The organism is Candidatus Ruthia endofausta (genome assembly GCF_013342985.1).
In the GTDB taxonomy this organism is placed as follows: Bacteria; Pseudomonadota; Gammaproteobacteria; order PS1; family Pseudothioglobaceae; genus Ruthia; species Ruthia endofausta.
In genome coordinates, this window is the sequence record NZ_CP054490.1 from 551,147 (window position 1) to 567,448 (window position 16,302).

18 protein-coding genes, 1 tRNA gene and 1 pseudogene are annotated in these 16,302 nt (G+C 35.6%); 7 read left to right on the forward strand and 13 right to left on the reverse strand.

Translation table 11 applies throughout. The features are described 5' to 3' along the window. Positions 1-59 precede the first annotated feature (59 nt). The gene (gene cas6, locus HUE58_RS02980; RefSeq protein WP_174605569.1) at positions 60-722 is read left to right on the forward strand and encodes a type I-MYXAN CRISPR-associated protein Cas6/Cmx6; all 663 of its coding nucleotides are present in this window, start codon (positions 60-62) and stop codon (positions 720-722) included. Between the two features lie 675 nt (positions 723-1,397). On the opposite strand, the gene HUE58_RS02985 is transcribed toward cas6, so the two are convergent. The 5 genes from HUE58_RS02985 to HUE58_RS03005 all read right to left on the reverse strand — a co-directional run bounded on the left by HUE58_RS02985 (position 1,398) and on the right by HUE58_RS03005 (position 4,002). Continuing rightward, positions 1,398-2,192: a thymidylate synthase gene (locus tag HUE58_RS02985; RefSeq protein ID WP_174605570.1), complete on the reverse strand. Its 795-nt coding sequence runs from the start codon at positions 2,190-2,192 to the stop codon at positions 1,398-1,400. Beyond that, complete coding sequence (lgt, locus tag HUE58_RS02990; RefSeq protein WP_174605571.1) at positions 2,189-2,968, reverse strand: prolipoprotein diacylglyceryl transferase; 780 nt, start codon at positions 2,966-2,968, stop codon at positions 2,189-2,191. The genes HUE58_RS02985 and lgt overlap by 4 nt, the downstream gene beginning before the upstream one ends. A 15-nt stretch (positions 2,969-2,983) precedes the next feature. Then, positions 2,984-3,060 (reverse strand) — tRNA-Arg (locus HUE58_RS02995). A gap of 26 nt (positions 3,061-3,086) precedes the next feature. Further along, complete coding sequence (locus HUE58_RS03000; protein WP_174605572.1) at positions 3,087-3,392, reverse strand: ArsR/SmtB family transcription factor; 306 nt, start codon at positions 3,390-3,392, stop codon at positions 3,087-3,089. A gap of 28 nt (positions 3,393-3,420) precedes the next feature. After that, the gene (locus HUE58_RS03005; protein ID WP_174605573.1) at positions 3,421-4,002 is read right to left on the reverse strand and encodes an ABC transporter substrate-binding protein; all 582 of its coding nucleotides are present in this window, start codon (positions 4,000-4,002) and stop codon (positions 3,421-3,423) included. Between the two features lie 131 nt (positions 4,003-4,133). Here HUE58_RS03005 and HUE58_RS03010 point away from each other — a divergent pair, with 131 nt between their 5' ends. From HUE58_RS03010 to HUE58_RS07325, 3 genes are all read left to right on the forward strand, one after another. Continuing rightward, complete coding sequence (locus HUE58_RS03010) at positions 4,134-5,474, forward strand: S41 family peptidase (protein WP_174605574.1); 1,341 nt, start codon at positions 4,134-4,136, stop codon at positions 5,472-5,474. A gap of 47 nt (positions 5,475-5,521) precedes the next feature. Continuing rightward, positions 5,522-5,683, forward strand: coding sequence for a ParA family protein (locus tag HUE58_RS07220; protein ID WP_340689634.1), 162 nt, complete (start codon positions 5,522-5,524; stop codon positions 5,681-5,683). A gap of 585 nt (positions 5,684-6,268) precedes the next feature. Continuing rightward, positions 6,269-6,355 carry a hypothetical protein gene (locus HUE58_RS07325; protein WP_422851483.1) on the forward strand — a complete coding sequence of 29 codons (87 nt, stop codon included), beginning with the start codon at positions 6,269-6,271 and terminating at the stop codon, positions 6,353-6,355. Here HUE58_RS07325 and lepB read toward each other — a convergent pair. Further along, complete coding sequence (gene lepB, locus HUE58_RS03020; protein ID WP_174605575.1) at positions 6,352-7,236, reverse strand: signal peptidase I; 885 nt, start codon at positions 7,234-7,236, stop codon at positions 6,352-6,354. The two genes, HUE58_RS07325 and lepB, sit on opposite strands and share 4 nt — an antisense overlap. 68 nt (positions 7,237-7,304) lie before the next feature. On the opposite strand from lepB, the gene HUE58_RS03025 reads away from it, so the two are divergent. Continuing rightward, positions 7,305-7,631, forward strand: a complete 327-nt coding sequence (locus tag HUE58_RS03025; protein WP_174605576.1) for a TusE/DsrC/DsvC family sulfur relay protein — start codon at positions 7,305-7,307, stop codon at positions 7,629-7,631. A gap of 51 nt (positions 7,632-7,682) precedes the next feature. Here HUE58_RS03025 and aroA read toward each other — a convergent pair whose 3' ends face one another. The 6 genes and pseudogenes from aroA to serC form a co-directional block, all read right to left on the reverse strand. After that, positions 7,683-8,984 (reverse strand): 3-phosphoshikimate 1-carboxyvinyltransferase, encoded by a 1,302-nt coding sequence (gene aroA, locus HUE58_RS06835; protein ID WP_246260849.1) that lies wholly within the window; start codon positions 8,982-8,984, stop codon positions 7,683-7,685. Positions 8,985-8,990: 6 nt separating this feature from the next. Beyond that, complete coding sequence (locus HUE58_RS06840; RefSeq protein ID WP_246260850.1) at positions 8,991-9,845, reverse strand: prephenate dehydrogenase; 855 nt, start codon at positions 9,843-9,845, stop codon at positions 8,991-8,993. Further along, positions 9,842-10,906 (reverse strand): histidinol-phosphate transaminase, encoded by a 1,065-nt coding sequence (gene hisC, locus HUE58_RS03035; RefSeq protein ID WP_174605577.1) that lies wholly within the window; start codon positions 10,904-10,906, stop codon positions 9,842-9,844. Before hisC ends, HUE58_RS06840 begins: the two co-directional genes overlap by 4 nt. A gap of 103 nt (positions 10,907-11,009) precedes the next feature. After that, entirely contained in the window at positions 11,010-12,089 is a 1,080-nt protein-coding gene (gene pheA / locus HUE58_RS03040; protein ID WP_174605578.1) for a prephenate dehydratase, read from the reverse strand. Positions 12,090-12,099: 10 nt separating this feature from the next. Further along, positions 12,100-13,057 (reverse strand): annotated as a pseudogene (locus HUE58_RS03045) (NAD(P)-dependent oxidoreductase). Beyond that, a complete protein-coding gene (gene serC, locus HUE58_RS03050; RefSeq protein WP_174605579.1) occupies positions 13,057-14,136 on the reverse strand; it encodes a 3-phosphoserine/phosphohydroxythreonine transaminase in 1,080 nt (359 codons plus the stop codon). Before serC ends, HUE58_RS03045 begins: the two are co-directional and overlap by 1 nt. Positions 14,137-14,617: 481 nt before the next feature. Here serC and HUE58_RS07330 point away from each other — a divergent pair, with 481 nt between their 5' ends. Together HUE58_RS07330 and HUE58_RS03060 are read left to right on the forward strand one after the other, a co-directional pair. Beyond that, entirely contained in the window at positions 14,618-14,683 is a 66-nt protein-coding gene (locus tag HUE58_RS07330; RefSeq protein ID WP_174606227.1) for a hypothetical protein, read from the forward strand. A gap of 16 nt (positions 14,684-14,699) precedes the next feature. Next, positions 14,700-14,894 (forward strand): cob(I)yrinic acid a,c-diamide adenosyltransferase, encoded by a 195-nt coding sequence (locus HUE58_RS03060; protein WP_246260851.1) that lies wholly within the window; start codon positions 14,700-14,702, stop codon positions 14,892-14,894. A 27-nt stretch (positions 14,895-14,921) separates the two neighbouring features. Here the strand turns inward: HUE58_RS03060 and radA are convergent, their stop codons facing one another. Next, entirely contained in the window at positions 14,922-16,283 is a 1,362-nt protein-coding gene (radA, locus tag HUE58_RS03065) for a DNA repair protein RadA (protein WP_174605580.1), read from the reverse strand. Positions 16,284-16,302: the final 19 nt, after the last annotated feature.

Below are 16,302 nucleotides of genomic sequence, written 5' to 3' on the forward strand. Positions count from 1 at the left end.
ACGATAAATAAGTTTATAATATCTACCTATTATAACTTAAGCTGATAATTTACTATTTTATGTTCTGGCAAGAAGACGCTAAAAAAGAACATTTTACGCTGCCTGAAACCATACAAAATGCAGTGTTCAATATTTATGCTAGAATTTTACCCATTGATCATGGCTTTTTACTAGCACAAGCACTACTTAAACATTTGCCATGGCTTGATAAGGTGGGTGCTGGCATATTTAACATCAGTGTCGCAGATGGTAACGGCTGGATGCAAAACCACGAAGATGGATTTTATTACCCCTCTAAACGCTCAAAACTAACCATTAGAGTGCCAAAAAATAAGCTAAACAAGGTCCAGCAATTACTTGGAAAAACACTAGATTTAGGCGAATACCAAATAGACGTTATTAAATCTTTAAAGCCAAAATTACTTAGCGACATGCCTGTATTGTTTGCAAAAAGTATTGCTTGTGACAAGGAAATGAGTGAGGAGGATTTCTTGCAAGTTACTTTTGAAGACCTAAAAATGCTTGGTATTTCTGTTAAAAAAATAATGGCTGGTCTTGAGAATAACATTAAAACTGACACTAGTACTATCCACACCCGCTCGCTAATGGTGGCTGATTTAAAAAAAGATGAATCAGTATTATTACAAGAAAAAGGTCTTGGTGATTATCGGTTATTAGGTTGTGGTTTGTTTATTCCACACAAAGACATCACAAACATCTAACTTGCACTAGAAAGCATTTTAGTACTAAAATTAAGCCATTAAGCAACTTCTAAAGATACATTGTGTATACTTTGATACTATTATTTTCTTTAGCTTGTCTCATTTTCATCTGTTGCAATTGAACTCTCGAAAGAAGGTGAATTTTTAGGTGCCAAGGTCGTTGATGAGGCGCCTAATCGGTTCAAAGCTTCTTTTATGAATTTTTCTGAAGATTTAGAAGAGACGACAGACAATAATAACCATGTGATGATTTACTTTCATCAAAATAGTTGTCCTTATTGCGTCAAATTGGTTAAAGATAATTTTCATAATCTCTCTCTTTGGTCGCCAAATTACAAAAAGATAAAACAGGCAATCTTAATCAAGACCCATTATCTGAAACACCACCACACATGCTATCTCGCAATAAAATCTTGCCTGCGCAAAATTATTACCCCATCAAGAAAAGGAACTACTGCTAAAATGGTATGAGAATCTGAAACTTAATTTATAAATCGGCCATTATGTTTTACGTTATCAGGAAAGATGCTTTTAAGAGCTTATCACTTCCACAGTATTATGACTTATACGTCACTTCAGGGGATTACAAATATCAGCCAAACTTTCAGCGTTATATAGAAGATAAGTCAGATAAACTTCGTGCTCAAGGCATTACAATGGATATTTGGAAATAATTTAAATCGCAACTAGTGCTTTAATAGGTGCATCAAATACGTAATTTATAAACTCAAAATATTCAAAACTATAATCAAAAATACTCTCAGGTTTACGCTTGATTTTAAGGGTTGTTAATGCTTTTGGGCTACGAGCTAATTGTGTTTCTACTTGCTGGGTATGATTGGAATAAATATGACAATCACCACCACTCCAAATAAAATCACCCACTTCCAAATCACACTGTTGCGCCATCATGTGCGTTAATAATGCATATGAAGCAATATTAAATGGCACACCAAGAAAAATATCTGCACTTCTTTGGTACAACTGGCAAGACAGCTTTCCATCAGCTACGTAAAACTGAAAAAATACATGACAAGGTGGTAATGCCATATTTTCTAATTCACCAACATTCCAAGCTGAAACAATAATTCTACGAGAATCTGGTGTGCTTTTGATTTGCGCTACCACTTGCGTGATCTGATCAATACTTTCGCCTCTAGCATTTTGCCAATTTCGCCACTGTGCGCCGTAAACTGGACCCAAATCTCCATTTTTATCTGCCCATTCATTCCAAATTCGCACGCCATTTTCTTGCAAATATTTAATGTTAGTGTCACCACTAAGAAACCACAACAACTCGTGCACGACCGAAAGCAAATGTACACGCTTGGTAGTAACAAGTGGAAAACCCTTAGATAAATCAAAACGCATTTGGTGTCCAAACAAGCTGGTTGTTCCTGTGCCTGTTCTGTCAGTTTTGTTGATACCAGTATTTTTAACCAGTCTTAAAAAATCTAAGTATTGTTTCATATTACCTTCTTTTTAAAATATGCTTTTCGCAATAGCACAATGCCAAACGCTACCATTGGTAGACTTAATAATTGCCCCATGGTAAGCCAACCAAAAGCCAAATAACCCAACCGCACATCTGGCACTCGAACAAACTCAATTATAAATCTAAACAAACCATAGAAAATCAAAAATAATGCTGAAATTGACATGGACGGGCGCAATTTGTTACTAAACATCCAAAGAATAATAAATAAAATTAAACCCTCTAAAAATGCTTCAAACAGTTGTGATGGATATCGGCTTACTCCTTGTTGTTCAATATACATACCAAATGGACTGGTGGTTATTTTACCCCAAAGTTCACTATTAATAAAATTACCCATTCTACCAAAACCTAATCCTAAAGGCACAAGTGGTGCAACAAAATCCATTGTGGTAAAAAAAGTTTTATTATATTTTCGATTAAACAAAACCATTGCCAACAACACACCTAAAAAACCACCGTGGAATGACATGCCACCATCTTGAATGGCAAAAATTAATAAAAGATCAGATAAAAAATTTGGCAAATTATAAAATAACATATAACCCAAACGACCACCAGCAACCACACCAATTGCACCATAAAAAATTAAATCTTCAATTTGTTGCGTATGCCAATTTTTGAGCTGCTTGGCACGATAATTCGCCAATAAATAAGCCGCTAAAAAAGCCATCAAATACATCAACCCATACCAATAGATTTGTACAAAACCTAAATCTAGTGCAATTGGACTAATGATTGGATAAGTCATGCTTAATATTCCTAATGGTGCGCTCGAGGTGATTCGAACACCCGACATTTAGCTTCGGAGGCTAACACTCTATCCAGCTGAGCTACGAGCGCATAGAGAAAAGTTGTTAAAATTAACCTTATTCAGAGCAGAACACTGTTTGTATATTAGACACCAATTTTAGAACTTTTGCGTCTTTAACTTTGCATAATATTTTATTACCATCACGCCGAGATTCGACAATATTCTTAGTTCTAAGAATGTCAATATGTTGTGAAATATTAGATTGTGAAGAGCCAACTTTTTTTACAATTTCTAATACGGGTAATTCGTCATTTTTTAGTGCGCATAAAATCTTTAAACGCAGCGGATGTGCCATTGCTTTTAAAGCTCTTGTTGCTTTTTCAATATCTTCTTCTTTTTCTAATAATGTTATTTTGCTCATAATTAATCCTCTATTTCTTTAAAATTAATTAAAGTCTGCCCAACATGCCATAAATACCATATCGCCTAACTTTGATTAATACCATCTTTTGATAATAGTTAATCAGGCTGTCATTATTAAGCACAATATCAAAAATTTGCCACTGTTTATCCTCGTTTTGATGGAATAACAAATCAAGATAAATACCGCTAAATGAAGTATATCCATTGACTTTAAGTTGTACTGCAATTGAACTGTCTATCATTGGCCTAGCAGATATAAATTGAAACGAGGTAGAATTTACTTGAGACAATCTTGCCAATAAAGTGCTCATCATATTGTTTTTCAGCCTGTTAACAAAAAACTTGGTTTCTTCTTCGCCCAAGCGATTATTACTCACTAGCAAAACTTCACTGGCAATATAGTTAAAGTCAAATAATGGTGCAATTTCTTTTTCAACGAAAAAATTAAGCATTTTTGGTGAATATGCCATGGTTGCTAACTGATTAAGCTTTACAATCGCTATTTGTATTGCCTGAACTGGGCCATTGTCTTGTGCTACTCTTTCCGCAAAAGCACTTAATGAGGTAAACATCATTAAAGCCAACAAAATTACATTTAGTCTTCTCATTTTTTTCTCCATTTTTTTAAAAAAAACCAATGTAAAATTCAAAATAATAATATTGGTTTCATAGTATTATATTTAAACTTTCTATAAACAAATTATTATATTTAAACTTTCTATAAACAAATTATTATATTATGACTTTTTTGAACTTTTTTAAATATTCACTATTTTTAACGCTTTTTTATACACTTTTTGGCATTTATACACCCACATTAGCTAAAAGCGATGCTGAAAAACAAAAAATAGAAGCTTTTTTCAAAGATCTTGAGACATTTACGGCTGTTTTTAGCAATATTAAACAGTTGTACGTTGATAATGTCGATAATAAAAAACTATTTAACCATGCTATTAAAGGTATGGTCAGTGGATTAGACCCGCATTCAAGCTATCTTGAGCCCAAAGAACAGAAAAATCTGCTTGAAAGTGCCTTAGGTAAATTTGGAGGTCTTGGTATTGTTATTGGCATGAAAAATGAGGCCATTCAAGTTATTTCTCCTATTGACGATACGCCCGCCTATAGAGCCGGCATCCAAGCGGGCGATTTAATCGTAAAAATTGGTGATAAGCCAGTACGTGGCATGACTTTGGAGGATGGTGTTGAGTTAATGCGTGGCAAAGCAGGTACTGATATCCAAATTACCATTGTGCGTAAAAATAAGAAACCGTTTGTTGTTAATATTACTAGAGAAATTATTACCATTATCTCGGTTAAAGGCTATTTACTGGAAAAAAATATTGGCTATATACGTATCTCTAGCTTTCAAGATCCAACAGCAGAACTATTCAAACAGACTTTTAATGATTTGATTGAAGAAAATAATGCCCAACTTAGCTCATTAATTCTTGATTTGAGGAACAATCCAGGCGGTATTTTGGATAGTGCAGTTGATATATCAAATTTATTTCTTGACAAGAAAGGACTGGTGGTTTACACCAAAGGTAGAATTCCAAGCTCAAATCTTAAATTCAAAATAAAATCAGGTGACATCATGCAAGGATTACCTATTGTTGTACTAATCAATGAAGGCTCAGCTTCTGCATCAGAAATTGTTGCAGGCGCATTGCAAGACCACAAACGCGCCATTATTATGGGCAGTACTTCGTTTGGAAAAGGCTCGGTGCAAACCATTCTTGAGTTTCAAAAAGGCTATGGACTTAAACTTACAACTGCCAGATATTACACACCAAATGGACGCTCTATTCAAGCCAAAGGTATTGTGCCTGATATTGAACTAAAGAACATTAGTCTAGAAAATGAAGCAGAAAAATCAGTGATTGAGACTAAAGAAAAAGACCTTGATGGTCACTTGGAAGTTGAGGATCCTTCTAAACTCTCTTCTAAAGAAATACTAAGCGCCCAAGAAAAAAACAAAGAAAAACAAAACAGAATAAGTATTGAAAAATTAAAAAAAGATTATTTTGTACACGAGGCCACAATTTTATTAAAAGCTTTAACGGTTTTAAACAGCCAATAATAGCAATTACACTTTCTGTTGCAAACCAAAAAGGCGGCGTCGGTAAGATAACAACAACTGTCAATCTAAGTGGGGCATTAAAAGCCATTAAAAAGCGCATATTGCTTGTTGATACCAGTTCTCAAGGTAATGCAACGATGGGTTGTAGCGTAGATAAATATAACCTTAATATTCTATTTGTGAGTTGCAGTGTAAGTACTACGCATTAGAAGGTTTAAGTGCATTGATACAAACGATTGATAAAATCAAATCAACTAATCACAATCCTAACTTGAAGATTACAGGTTCAATACGCACAATATTTGACACAAGGAATAACTTATTCAATGAAGCGCCTATTCAGTTGCTTCAATATTTTTTTTCACACAAAGTCTTTAAAACATCACCCCTAGAAATGTATTAACAGAAGCGCCGAGTTTTGTAGAAAATGTAATTAACTATGTAAGATTATTCAGAGGGGCAATTTCTTATATCTCCTTAGCCAGTGGAGTGCTGGAAAACGTTAATTAATTAATATGGAAAAGATTTCAAAACTAGGGCGTAGATTGGATATATTATCAGGACAAGTGCCTGCTAAAAGCAAGCAAGCTGCTTCCGAAAACAACTTAAAAATGTTAAATATTGGTTGGTTGTAAACAAAGAAAGTTCCAGTCTAGAAAGGACATTGACCCCGATACGCTAAATGAATTAGCCAAAAAAGTGTTTAATCCACTCCCTAAAAATCAACTTCAATCGAGCCATGTATTTTAGAGCTAATACAAACTTTAAGTAAAAAGCTAGCCTCAAAAACTGAAATTAAACCAAATGACAATCAAGGAAAAATTATTATTCATTATCAATCAATAGATGAGTTGGATAATATTCCAAATTACATTAACTAATCAAAGCCACCGATTCTATCAAGCTTTAAAGATTCATCCCAGTGCATCCAAATACCAAACGCTTTACCAATAATGTATGATTCTGGCACAAAACCCCAAAAACGAGAATCACTACTACGAGCACGATTATCACCCATCACAAAGTAATGCTTTTCTGGTACAGTTAGTTCTACACTTTTAGAGTGTTGATTTGGATCTAGCAAAATATGATGCGGGTTATTGTCTAATAATTCACGCTTATGCTTAAAGCCCGTCATGATTAAGCCCGATTCAACACCTTGATACACACCAATATTTTTATTATTAATTTTTACACCATTCACATACAAACTATCTGCACGGTAAATTATCTTATCACCCGGAATGCCAATGACACGCTTAATAAAATCAGCACCCTGATATTTTGATTTTTTTTCATAATTAGGATACCTAAATACAACAACATCGCCCCTTTCAGGCTTTGAAAACTCGATTATCTTTTTATTTAAAATTGGAATACTAACACCATAATCAAACTTTGATACCAAAATAAAATCGCCTGTTAATAAGGTTGGCATCATTGAATTTGAAGGAATTCTAAAAGGCTCAATAACAAAGCCTCGAAGTACAAACACTAATAGCAATACTGGAAAAAACTCAGCCGACCATTGTACTATTTTAGGGCGATCTAGATATTTTTCAAATTTGTTAAAACGTAAAAATAAGGCAAAATGGACAAACCTCCCCAAGGTTGATTTTTTCGTTTTATCTGCAACTGGCGTTTGCGTATGACTAAAGAATAATTGATCAATCATCACAATAACAAAAGCCAGTGTTAAAAATAAAGCCAAGAATGAAGAAACATCCCATGCAAAAAAAGGTGAAGCGTTTTCAATTGTCATAATAAAAATAAGCGAATTCAAAAAGTAATTATTATATAATAATTACTTTTTAATTGATGGAGAAAGAAATGGCATTAGCTGATTTAGAAAGAGATAATTATGGTTACCTAAAAGATCTTAATGAATGGAATGAAGACATTGCTCGTGAGTTAGCAGAAGAAGAAGGTGTCAACTTAACAGATAACAGCTTTAAATTAATTAATTTTTTACGTGGTGAATACATCAATAACAACGCCAACCAGCCTAACGAGCGCAACATGGTCAAAGGCTTAAAAGATGACTGGAAAGGTAAATTAAGCACTAAAGAGTTATACGTATTATTTCCAAAAGGTCCTGCCAAGCAAGCAGGTAAAATTGCTGGACTGCCTGAAACTAAACGCAAAGGTGGCTACTAAATTTTAACCTCCTTTGTTAAAAAACACCTATTCAAGCGTCTTTTTTTATAATTAAATTTCTGTAATATTCATGCCCGAAAAATTAGCCAATTCAACAAAATTGGGAAACGAAGTTTTGACATTATCCACACCTTCAATTTCAATGTCGTGATGACACCTTAAAGAGGCAATGGCGAATGACATAGAAATGCGGTGGTCATGGTGAGATTTAATCGCAACATTAGGCTTTAAAAAAACACCGCCTTGAATTTTAATACCATCCTCAAGCACTTCATTCTCAATACTAAGAATATTCAAACCATCTGCCATCACTTGAATACGATCAGATTCCTTAACTCTTAGTTCTTTGGCACCAGTCAGTATGGTTTCACCCTTGGCACAGCTGGCTGCAATAAAAATAACGGGAAGTTCATCAATGGCTAGTGGCACTAAATTTTCAGGAATGTGGATACCTTTTAGTCGCGCTGATTGAATGCGAATATCGGCTAACAACTCTCCACCAATCTCACGTTTATTTGATAAGCTTAAATTAGCACCCATTAACTTCAAAATATCAATAACACCTGTTCGTGTTGGATTAATATTAACACCAGTAAGGGTTATATCTGCTTTTGGTGCAATTGATGCAGCTACCATAAAAAATGCAGCTGATGATATATCGCTTGGCACTTGTATTGCAAAAGCACTTAACTGAGCACCACCTGTTAAACATATTTTATTTCTATTAACACCCACCTTGTAACCCAAGCCTTTTAACATGCGTTCAGTGTGGTCTCGTGTGGGTGCTGTCTCTTTAATGCAAGTTTCACCTTGTGCATATAAACCCGCTAAAAGCACACAAGATTTTACTTGCGCTGAAGCCACTGGCAAATCATAATGAATGCCTTTTAATATTTGCCCGCCTTTAATTTTAAGGGGTAATTTGCCATCATTACTTTCAATCACCGCACCCATTTTAGTTAAAGGATTAATAACCCTACTCATCGGACGCTTTGATAGTGATTCATCACCACACAATTCACTAGCAAACGTTTGCGCCGCTAATATGCCAGATATTAAACGAATAGAAGTGCCAGAATTACCTAAATTAAGTGGTGCTAAAGGTTTTTTTAGCCCATTAAGACCCACTCCATAAATAGTAACATTATCACCATTACGCTCAATTTTAACCCCCATAGCTTGAAAGGCTTTTAAGGTTGACAATGCATCCTCTCCTTCTAAAAAACCACTGATTTTAGTAATGCCATTAGCTAAAGAGCCTAGCATAATGCTTCGATGGGAAATCGACTTATCACCAGGCACTTTTAAATGACCAGAAAATGAATTGGCTGGCTTTGCAACAAATTTACTCATATTTTTTTAACCATCCAACCAGTTGTCTCGTGCAGATTTAGCCTCTTGAAAGAGATTTTCAAGTGCTTGTGCTTGATTATTTTTAATTAAGTTTGATATTTTTTCTAATGTTTGTTGATAACCCTCAATGTGCTTCACAATTTCCTTAGGGTTGTTAATGCAAATATCGCTCCACATAAGCGCATCTGATGAGGCAATGCGTGAAAAATCCTTAAATCCACCTGCCGCATAACGACAAGCATCTGGATTATTGCTGATTAAATAATCCATCAATCCATACGCCAACATATGTGGCAAATGGGAGGTCATGGCTAGTAAATCATCATGCTTTTTATCACTCATAATCTCTACTTTAGCGCCGAGTGAACACCACAGACTACTTAATATATCCACCGCCTGAGCATCTGCATTTTTTTCTGGAGTTAAAATAACACGCTTATGATTAAACAATTGAGCATCAACCGCCTCAATACCACTTCTTTCCTTGCCAGCAATTGGATGAGCTGGAATAAACCTTACTGGCATTTGACCAAATACTAGTTTGGCAATTTTTATCACACTACCCTTGGTGCTACCCACATCAGAAATAATAACCGATTCATGAATATGGGGCTTAATCAATTCTAAAATGGCTTGAAAGCTATTCACTGGCGTTGCAATAATAACCATTTTCACTTGTTTTAAAACCTGAGCAATATCCAAACTATACGCATCAATAACGCCCATTTCTTGTGCTTTTTTAAGGTGCGACTCTTGCCTAGAAAAACCAACAATAGTTTTCACTTGACCCATTTTCTTTAATCCAACTGCAAAGGAGCCGCCAATCAACCCAACCCCAATAATACAAATTTTATCTATCATAAGACTGATTTTAATGCCTCTAAGAAATCATTGTTTTCTTTTAATGTGCCAACAGACACTCTTAAATAATTCTCCATCTCCACTGATCGTACAATAAAGCCCTTTGTCAATAATTTTTGATAAGTATCAGTCGCATTATCAACTTTTAGTGCAATAAAATTTGCAAAAGACTTAATATAAGAAAGTTGTAATTCATCCAATCCTTTTGATAACTGAATTAAGCCATTTTTATTAGCAAGTATTGACCTTGTTAAAAAAGAATCATCAGCCAATGCTGATATGGCGGCTATTTGCGCAATATGATTGACATTAAATGGCTGACGAATACGGTTTAAATAATCAGCTATCTTAGCACTTGATACGCTATAGCCTACCCTCAATCCTGCTAAAGCATAAGCTTTAGAAAAAGTGCGAGTAATGATTAGATTATCAAATTCTTTTAGCCATTCAATCGCCCTATCTTCAACATCTAAATATTCAAAATAAGCCTGGTCTAATACCACAACAACTGATTTTAGCACTTGCTTTAAAAACTGAAAAATGGCTTCATTGCTTAAAAGTGTACCTGTTGGATTGTTTGGATTGGCAATGAAAACAAGTTTGGTTTTGTCACTGATTGCCGCAAGCATTACATCTAAATCATGTCCAAAATTTTTAGATTTTGTCACCACTGCCTTTGCACCAAGCGCTTGAGTCACTAAAGGATAAACCACAAATGCATATTCTGAAAACACTACTTCATCATCAAAGTGACAAACATAAGCCCTAGCCACCAGTTCTAAAATATCATTTGAGCCGTTACCCAATGTAATACAACTAGTATCAACATTCAAACGTTCACCAATTGCTTGTTTTAGTTCAAAGCTATTACCATCAGGATATCTATTAATCTCAGTAATGGCTTGTTGCATGGCTTTTTGAACTCTAGGTCCAATACCCAAAGGGTTTTCATTACTAGCAAGCTTAACAATATGTTCTAGCTCTAGTTCACGATATAATTCAGAAACGGGTTTACCGCCTTGGTAAGGTTTTAAAGACTTTATCGCTGGACAAACACTCATAATGAAAATTTTCCAAACAAGGAAAAGTTTTGTAAATGTGCAAAAGAGAAAATCACCCTTTTAAAAATTGATATTTTCATAACGATCAATACGAAAAATCACCTTATAAAACAGCAACAGGATACGAGCCAAGTACATTAACTTTAAGTACTCTGCTAGTCACTTCTGCTAATGCTAATTTTACTTTTTTATCGTCTTTATGCCCTTCAATATCAATTAAAAATAGATATCCCCATTTAACGCCAGGCATGGGGTGTTTTGCCAGTTGTATCATGTTAATATTTTGCTGTTTAAATGGCTCTAATAAATCAAACAGTGCGCCAGACTCGCACTTGGTCACGACCAAAAGTGAAGTCTTATCTTCACCAGAGACAGGAATATCCTCTTTACCAAGAATTAAAAAACGAGTGACATTTCCAGCCTTGTCTTCAATATTTTTGGCAATTCTTTCTAAGCCGTACAAACTTAATGCCGCCTCTGAAGCAATGGCTGCAGCGCTCACTTCATCTTTAACAATACGAGCAGCCAATGCATTTGATGCCACTGATTTTAACTCGGTGTTTGGGTAGTGATTGCTTAGCCAGCGCTGGCATTGATCCAATGCTTGAGAGTGAGCATAAATAACTTTAATTTCTTGTGATTGATTTGCACTCATTAGCTGATGCTGAATTGAAATTTCCACTTCACCACAAATTTTCAAATTTTGAGAATAAAGCATATCAACCGTAGCGCCAATCACGCCATTAGATGAATTCTCAATAGGCACAACGCCATAATGTGCATTACCTTTCTCAACTTGATGAAAAATTTCATCAATACTCGCACAATCAAGTGTGGATACGCTGTGTCCAAAATTTTTAAGTGCTGCTTCTTGTGTAAAGGTACCCTCAGGACCTAAGTAAGCAATACTTAAAGGTTGTTCAAGTGCAAGACAGGCTGACATAATTTGGCGAAAAATATACGCCATGTCTTTGTCTTTTAATAGACTGTCATTTCTTTTAGTAATTGAATGTAGCACTTGTGCTTCACGCTCAGGTCGATAAAAAACACTATTACCATCTGAGGCTTTTTTCACTTGTGCAACTTCAACAGCTAATTGCGCACGATCACCAATTAATAATTGGATTTTTTTATCTAATATATCAATCCCATCACGCAGTTCTAATAGTGTTTTTTTGCTCATACTTTATCTCTTAAAGGCCTCTAACAGTCAATATACCTTTGACTTGTTTTAAATTATTAATAATCGAAGGTGAAATTTCATGCTCTAAATCAACCAGAGTATAAGCAACATTATCTCTTGATTTGTTAAGCATATCAACAATACTAGCATCAGAATCTACAATGGTTGGTGAGATTTGACCCACCATATTAGGAATATTTTTATGGGTAATAGCCAGTCGCTCCTTGCCCGCTCTTGGCATTAAGGTTTCGGAAAAATTCACTGAGTTGGTAATATTGCCATTTTCTAAATAATCTCTTGCTTGGTTTGTGACCATAATCGCACAGTTGTCTTCGGCCTCTATCGTCGATGCACCTAAATGTAGCAAGGCGATCACTCTGTTATGATTTTTCTTATCATCAATTGAAAAATCAGTCACGTAATACTTAACTTTACCACTATCAAGTGCAACCATCAAAACCTCTTCATCAATAATACCGTCGCGGGAAAAATTAAGAATGGCTGCATCTTTTGGCAAAACAGCAATACGCTCTTTATTTAATAAGTTTTTAGTGCCTTTAAGTAATGGTACGTGAAATGAAACAAAATCACTGCGTGAAAATAACTCATCAACACTTAACACTTACTCTACACCTGCAGATAACTGCCACGTACTTTTAATGGTTGTACTAGGGTCAAAGCCAATAACATTCATACCTAAAGCATGTGCCGCATTAGCATTCGTACCCGGTACATTTAAAACCACCACACCTCTGTCGCTCATTTTATCCAGTGGGATGTTATTAACCCCTGCACCAGTATGGCTAATAGCTTTAAGGTTGTCATTAATTTCCATATCATGCATTTTTTACACTGCGCACTAAAATTGTATCAGGATTACTCATTTCTGAGGCAATTTCATAATCTTTTCTTGGTAATTTTTCCAAGCCAATTGGCGAAATATTATTAAGCGTGAACACCTTAATCATTAGGTATTTTCTTTTTCAAACGCTTTCATAAAATTCACCAATTCGTTAATCCCCTCTTGTGGCATGGCGTTATAAATACTAGCACGCATACCACCCACACTACGATGACCCTTTAAAGTAATTAAATTATTAGCAACTGCTTTTTCCAAAAAAAAATCATTGAGGCTCTCATCAGCTAGCAAAAATGGCACATTCATCCAAGAGCGATATTTTACTACCACTGGGTTTGAGTAAAAATCAGAGTCATCAATAATATCATAAAGTGTTTTTGCCTTGGTTTGATTAATCTTAGCCATAGTGTTCAATCCGCCTTGTTGTTTAAGCCATTCAAACACGCGAGATGCCACGTACCAAGGATAAGTTGATGGTGTGTTATACATCGAATCATTATTTGCTTGCGTTGTATAGTCAAACAATACAGGTTGATTAGCTACCACATTGCCTATCAAATCCTCTCTAACAATCACAATGGTAAGCCCTGCAATGCCAATATTTTTTTGTGCGCCCGCATAAATAACACCATACTTTGACACATCAATCTCACGCGACAAAATACTTGATGACATATCAGCCACAAGTGGCATACTCACCTCTGGCGCATAGTCAAATTCTAAGCCTGCGATGGTTTCATTAGGCGTGTAGTGCAAATAAGCACCATCAGGGTCAATGTTCCAATTCTCAAAGGCATCAATATCGGTATATTTATTATCTGAGCTGTCGGTGCAAATGTTTACTTCGCAATAACGCTTACCTTCAGCAATTGCCTTTTTAGACCAATGACCCGTATGTGCATAATTAGCCTTAGTTTTTCCCTGAAGTAAGTTAATCGGCACCATTGAAAATTGTGCTGATGCACCGCCTTGCAAAAATAAAACTTTATAATGATTAGGAATGCCCATCAAGTCTCTTAAATCTTGTTCTGATTTTTGTGCCATCGCCATAAAATCATCACCACGATGCGAAATTTCCATCACTGATGTTTTAGTATTGCCATATTCTAATAATTCATCTTGTATTTGTTTTAGTACTTCTGTTGGCAACATAGCAGGACCAGCACTAAAATTATAAACTTGGCTCATTTTTACGAACTCCTTTTTAATAAAATTAAAAGTCAGATGATTTTATCAGAACTCAGATATTTAAGCCTATTTAATAGACTATTACAATTTGCACCTAGTTTTGGCTATGGAAGTAGGTATAAATCCTACACTGTCCTCGTAATGGTATTTTTCGATATTCGAAATCAGTCGATACATCACTGAATTTTTTTAACTTCACAGAAGGATGATATCATGCAAAAAATCTTACCTATAGTAATGCTTATCGCTAGTCTTTAATGCTAATGCAGTTTTAGGACCTATTCCCATTTATCTTAACATCTTGGGAGCAAATTTAGCTCATATATCGCTCATTGGTAAATTATTGAGATTCCATTGGTACTATATTGGATGGTTGCTATTTTTAGCACTTTTATACTTAATCGTCGCTACTTATTAATACCTTATTTCTCAGCACAAAAAGATTAAATATTTGTGCTGAGAAAATCAATACAAAGCGCGTATGCAACGCAAAAAATCCTATATTGATGCTCGCATAGAAAAAGCCAAACAAATACTTAAACGATGATTCAATTAATCTGGTTGTGCTTGACGAACTCACTTATATGATTAGTTACAAACATCTTGATGAAACACAAATCATCAACACTTTAAACAGCTGCCCTAAAGACCAACATGTGGTGATTACTGGCAGATCTGTCTCTAAAAATTTAATCGAACTTGCCGATACAGTGGGTGAAATTAAAGATATTAAAGTCCAAAAAGACATCGATCTTTAATCAAAAAACTTTGTTTCAATTACAATCTTAGGTGTTTTCAATCATAAATTGCAAAGCTTGGTGTAAATACTCTACTGGCATAATTTTTAACCCTTTAAGTGCTTTTTTTGGCGCATTCCCCTTGGGTATGATGGCCACCTTAAAGCCATGTTTTTGCGCTTCTGACAAACGCTCAATGCTGTTATAAACTGAACGCACTTCGCCTGTTAAACCCACCTCGCCAAAAGCAACCCAATTTTTGGGAATAACCTTATCCCGCAAGCTGGACATAATTGCTAACATAACCACCAAATCTGAGGCAGTCTCATTCATCTTAATACCACCAACTACATTAACAAACACATCTTGATTGTGGGTTGCAATGCCACTATGCTTATGTAGTACTGCAAGTTGCAAAGCCAAACGATTTTGCTCCAAACCAACACACACACGCTTAGGATTACCACTAGCAGTATCCACCAATGCTTGTATTTCAATCATCAGTGGTCGAGTTGCCTCACGCATTACCATTACCATAGAGCCTGGTGAAGGCTTAGCTGAGTTTGATAAGAATATTGCTGATGGGTTCTCAACCTGTTGCAAACCTGCTTCACTCATCACAAAAATGCTAATCTCATTCACTGCGCCAAAGCGATTTTTTACCGCGCGGATAATGCGATAACGTCCACCCGCATCCCCTTCAAAATAAAGCACCGTGTCTACCATGTGCTCAAGAATTCTTGGACCTGCTAATGCACCATCTTTAGTAACATGACCAATCATTAAAAGAATGGTATTGGTTTGCTTAGCAAATTGAGTTAGTTGTGCAGCGCAATCACGAACTTGTGTCACTGAGCCTGGTACCGAAGTAGAGCCATCTGTTACCATGGTTTGAATAGAGTCAATTACAATAACTTTAGGTTGTACTGTTTTGGCAAGTTTGATAATTTTTTCTAGGTGTGTTTCACTCAGTAAAAGAATGTCTTCTTTAATGCTAAGACGCAACGCCCTATCGCTGATTTGGTCAGCTGATTCTTCACCACTCACATACAAAGTTGTGTGCCTTTGATTAATCGACGCCACAGCTTGCAGAATCAAAGTTGATTTACCAATACCAGGGTCGCCACCAATCAGTACCACCGAGCCATCGACCAAGCCACCACCCAAAGTACGGTCAAGCTCACTTAGCCCTGTTGAAAGCCTAACTCTATTTTCTGATTTAATATCAGATAAATTTTGAACTTTAGAGGCAGGCAGGTCTTGCAAAATTGTAGATTTTGATGGCGCGGTTTGCAACAACAAAATCTCTTCTAGAGTGTTCCAAGATTTACAATTTAGGCACTGCCCTGCCCATTGATGATGCGAAGATCCGCATTCACGACAGACGAATTCAACTTTTGTTTTTGCCATTATTCTAACGCGCCCTTAT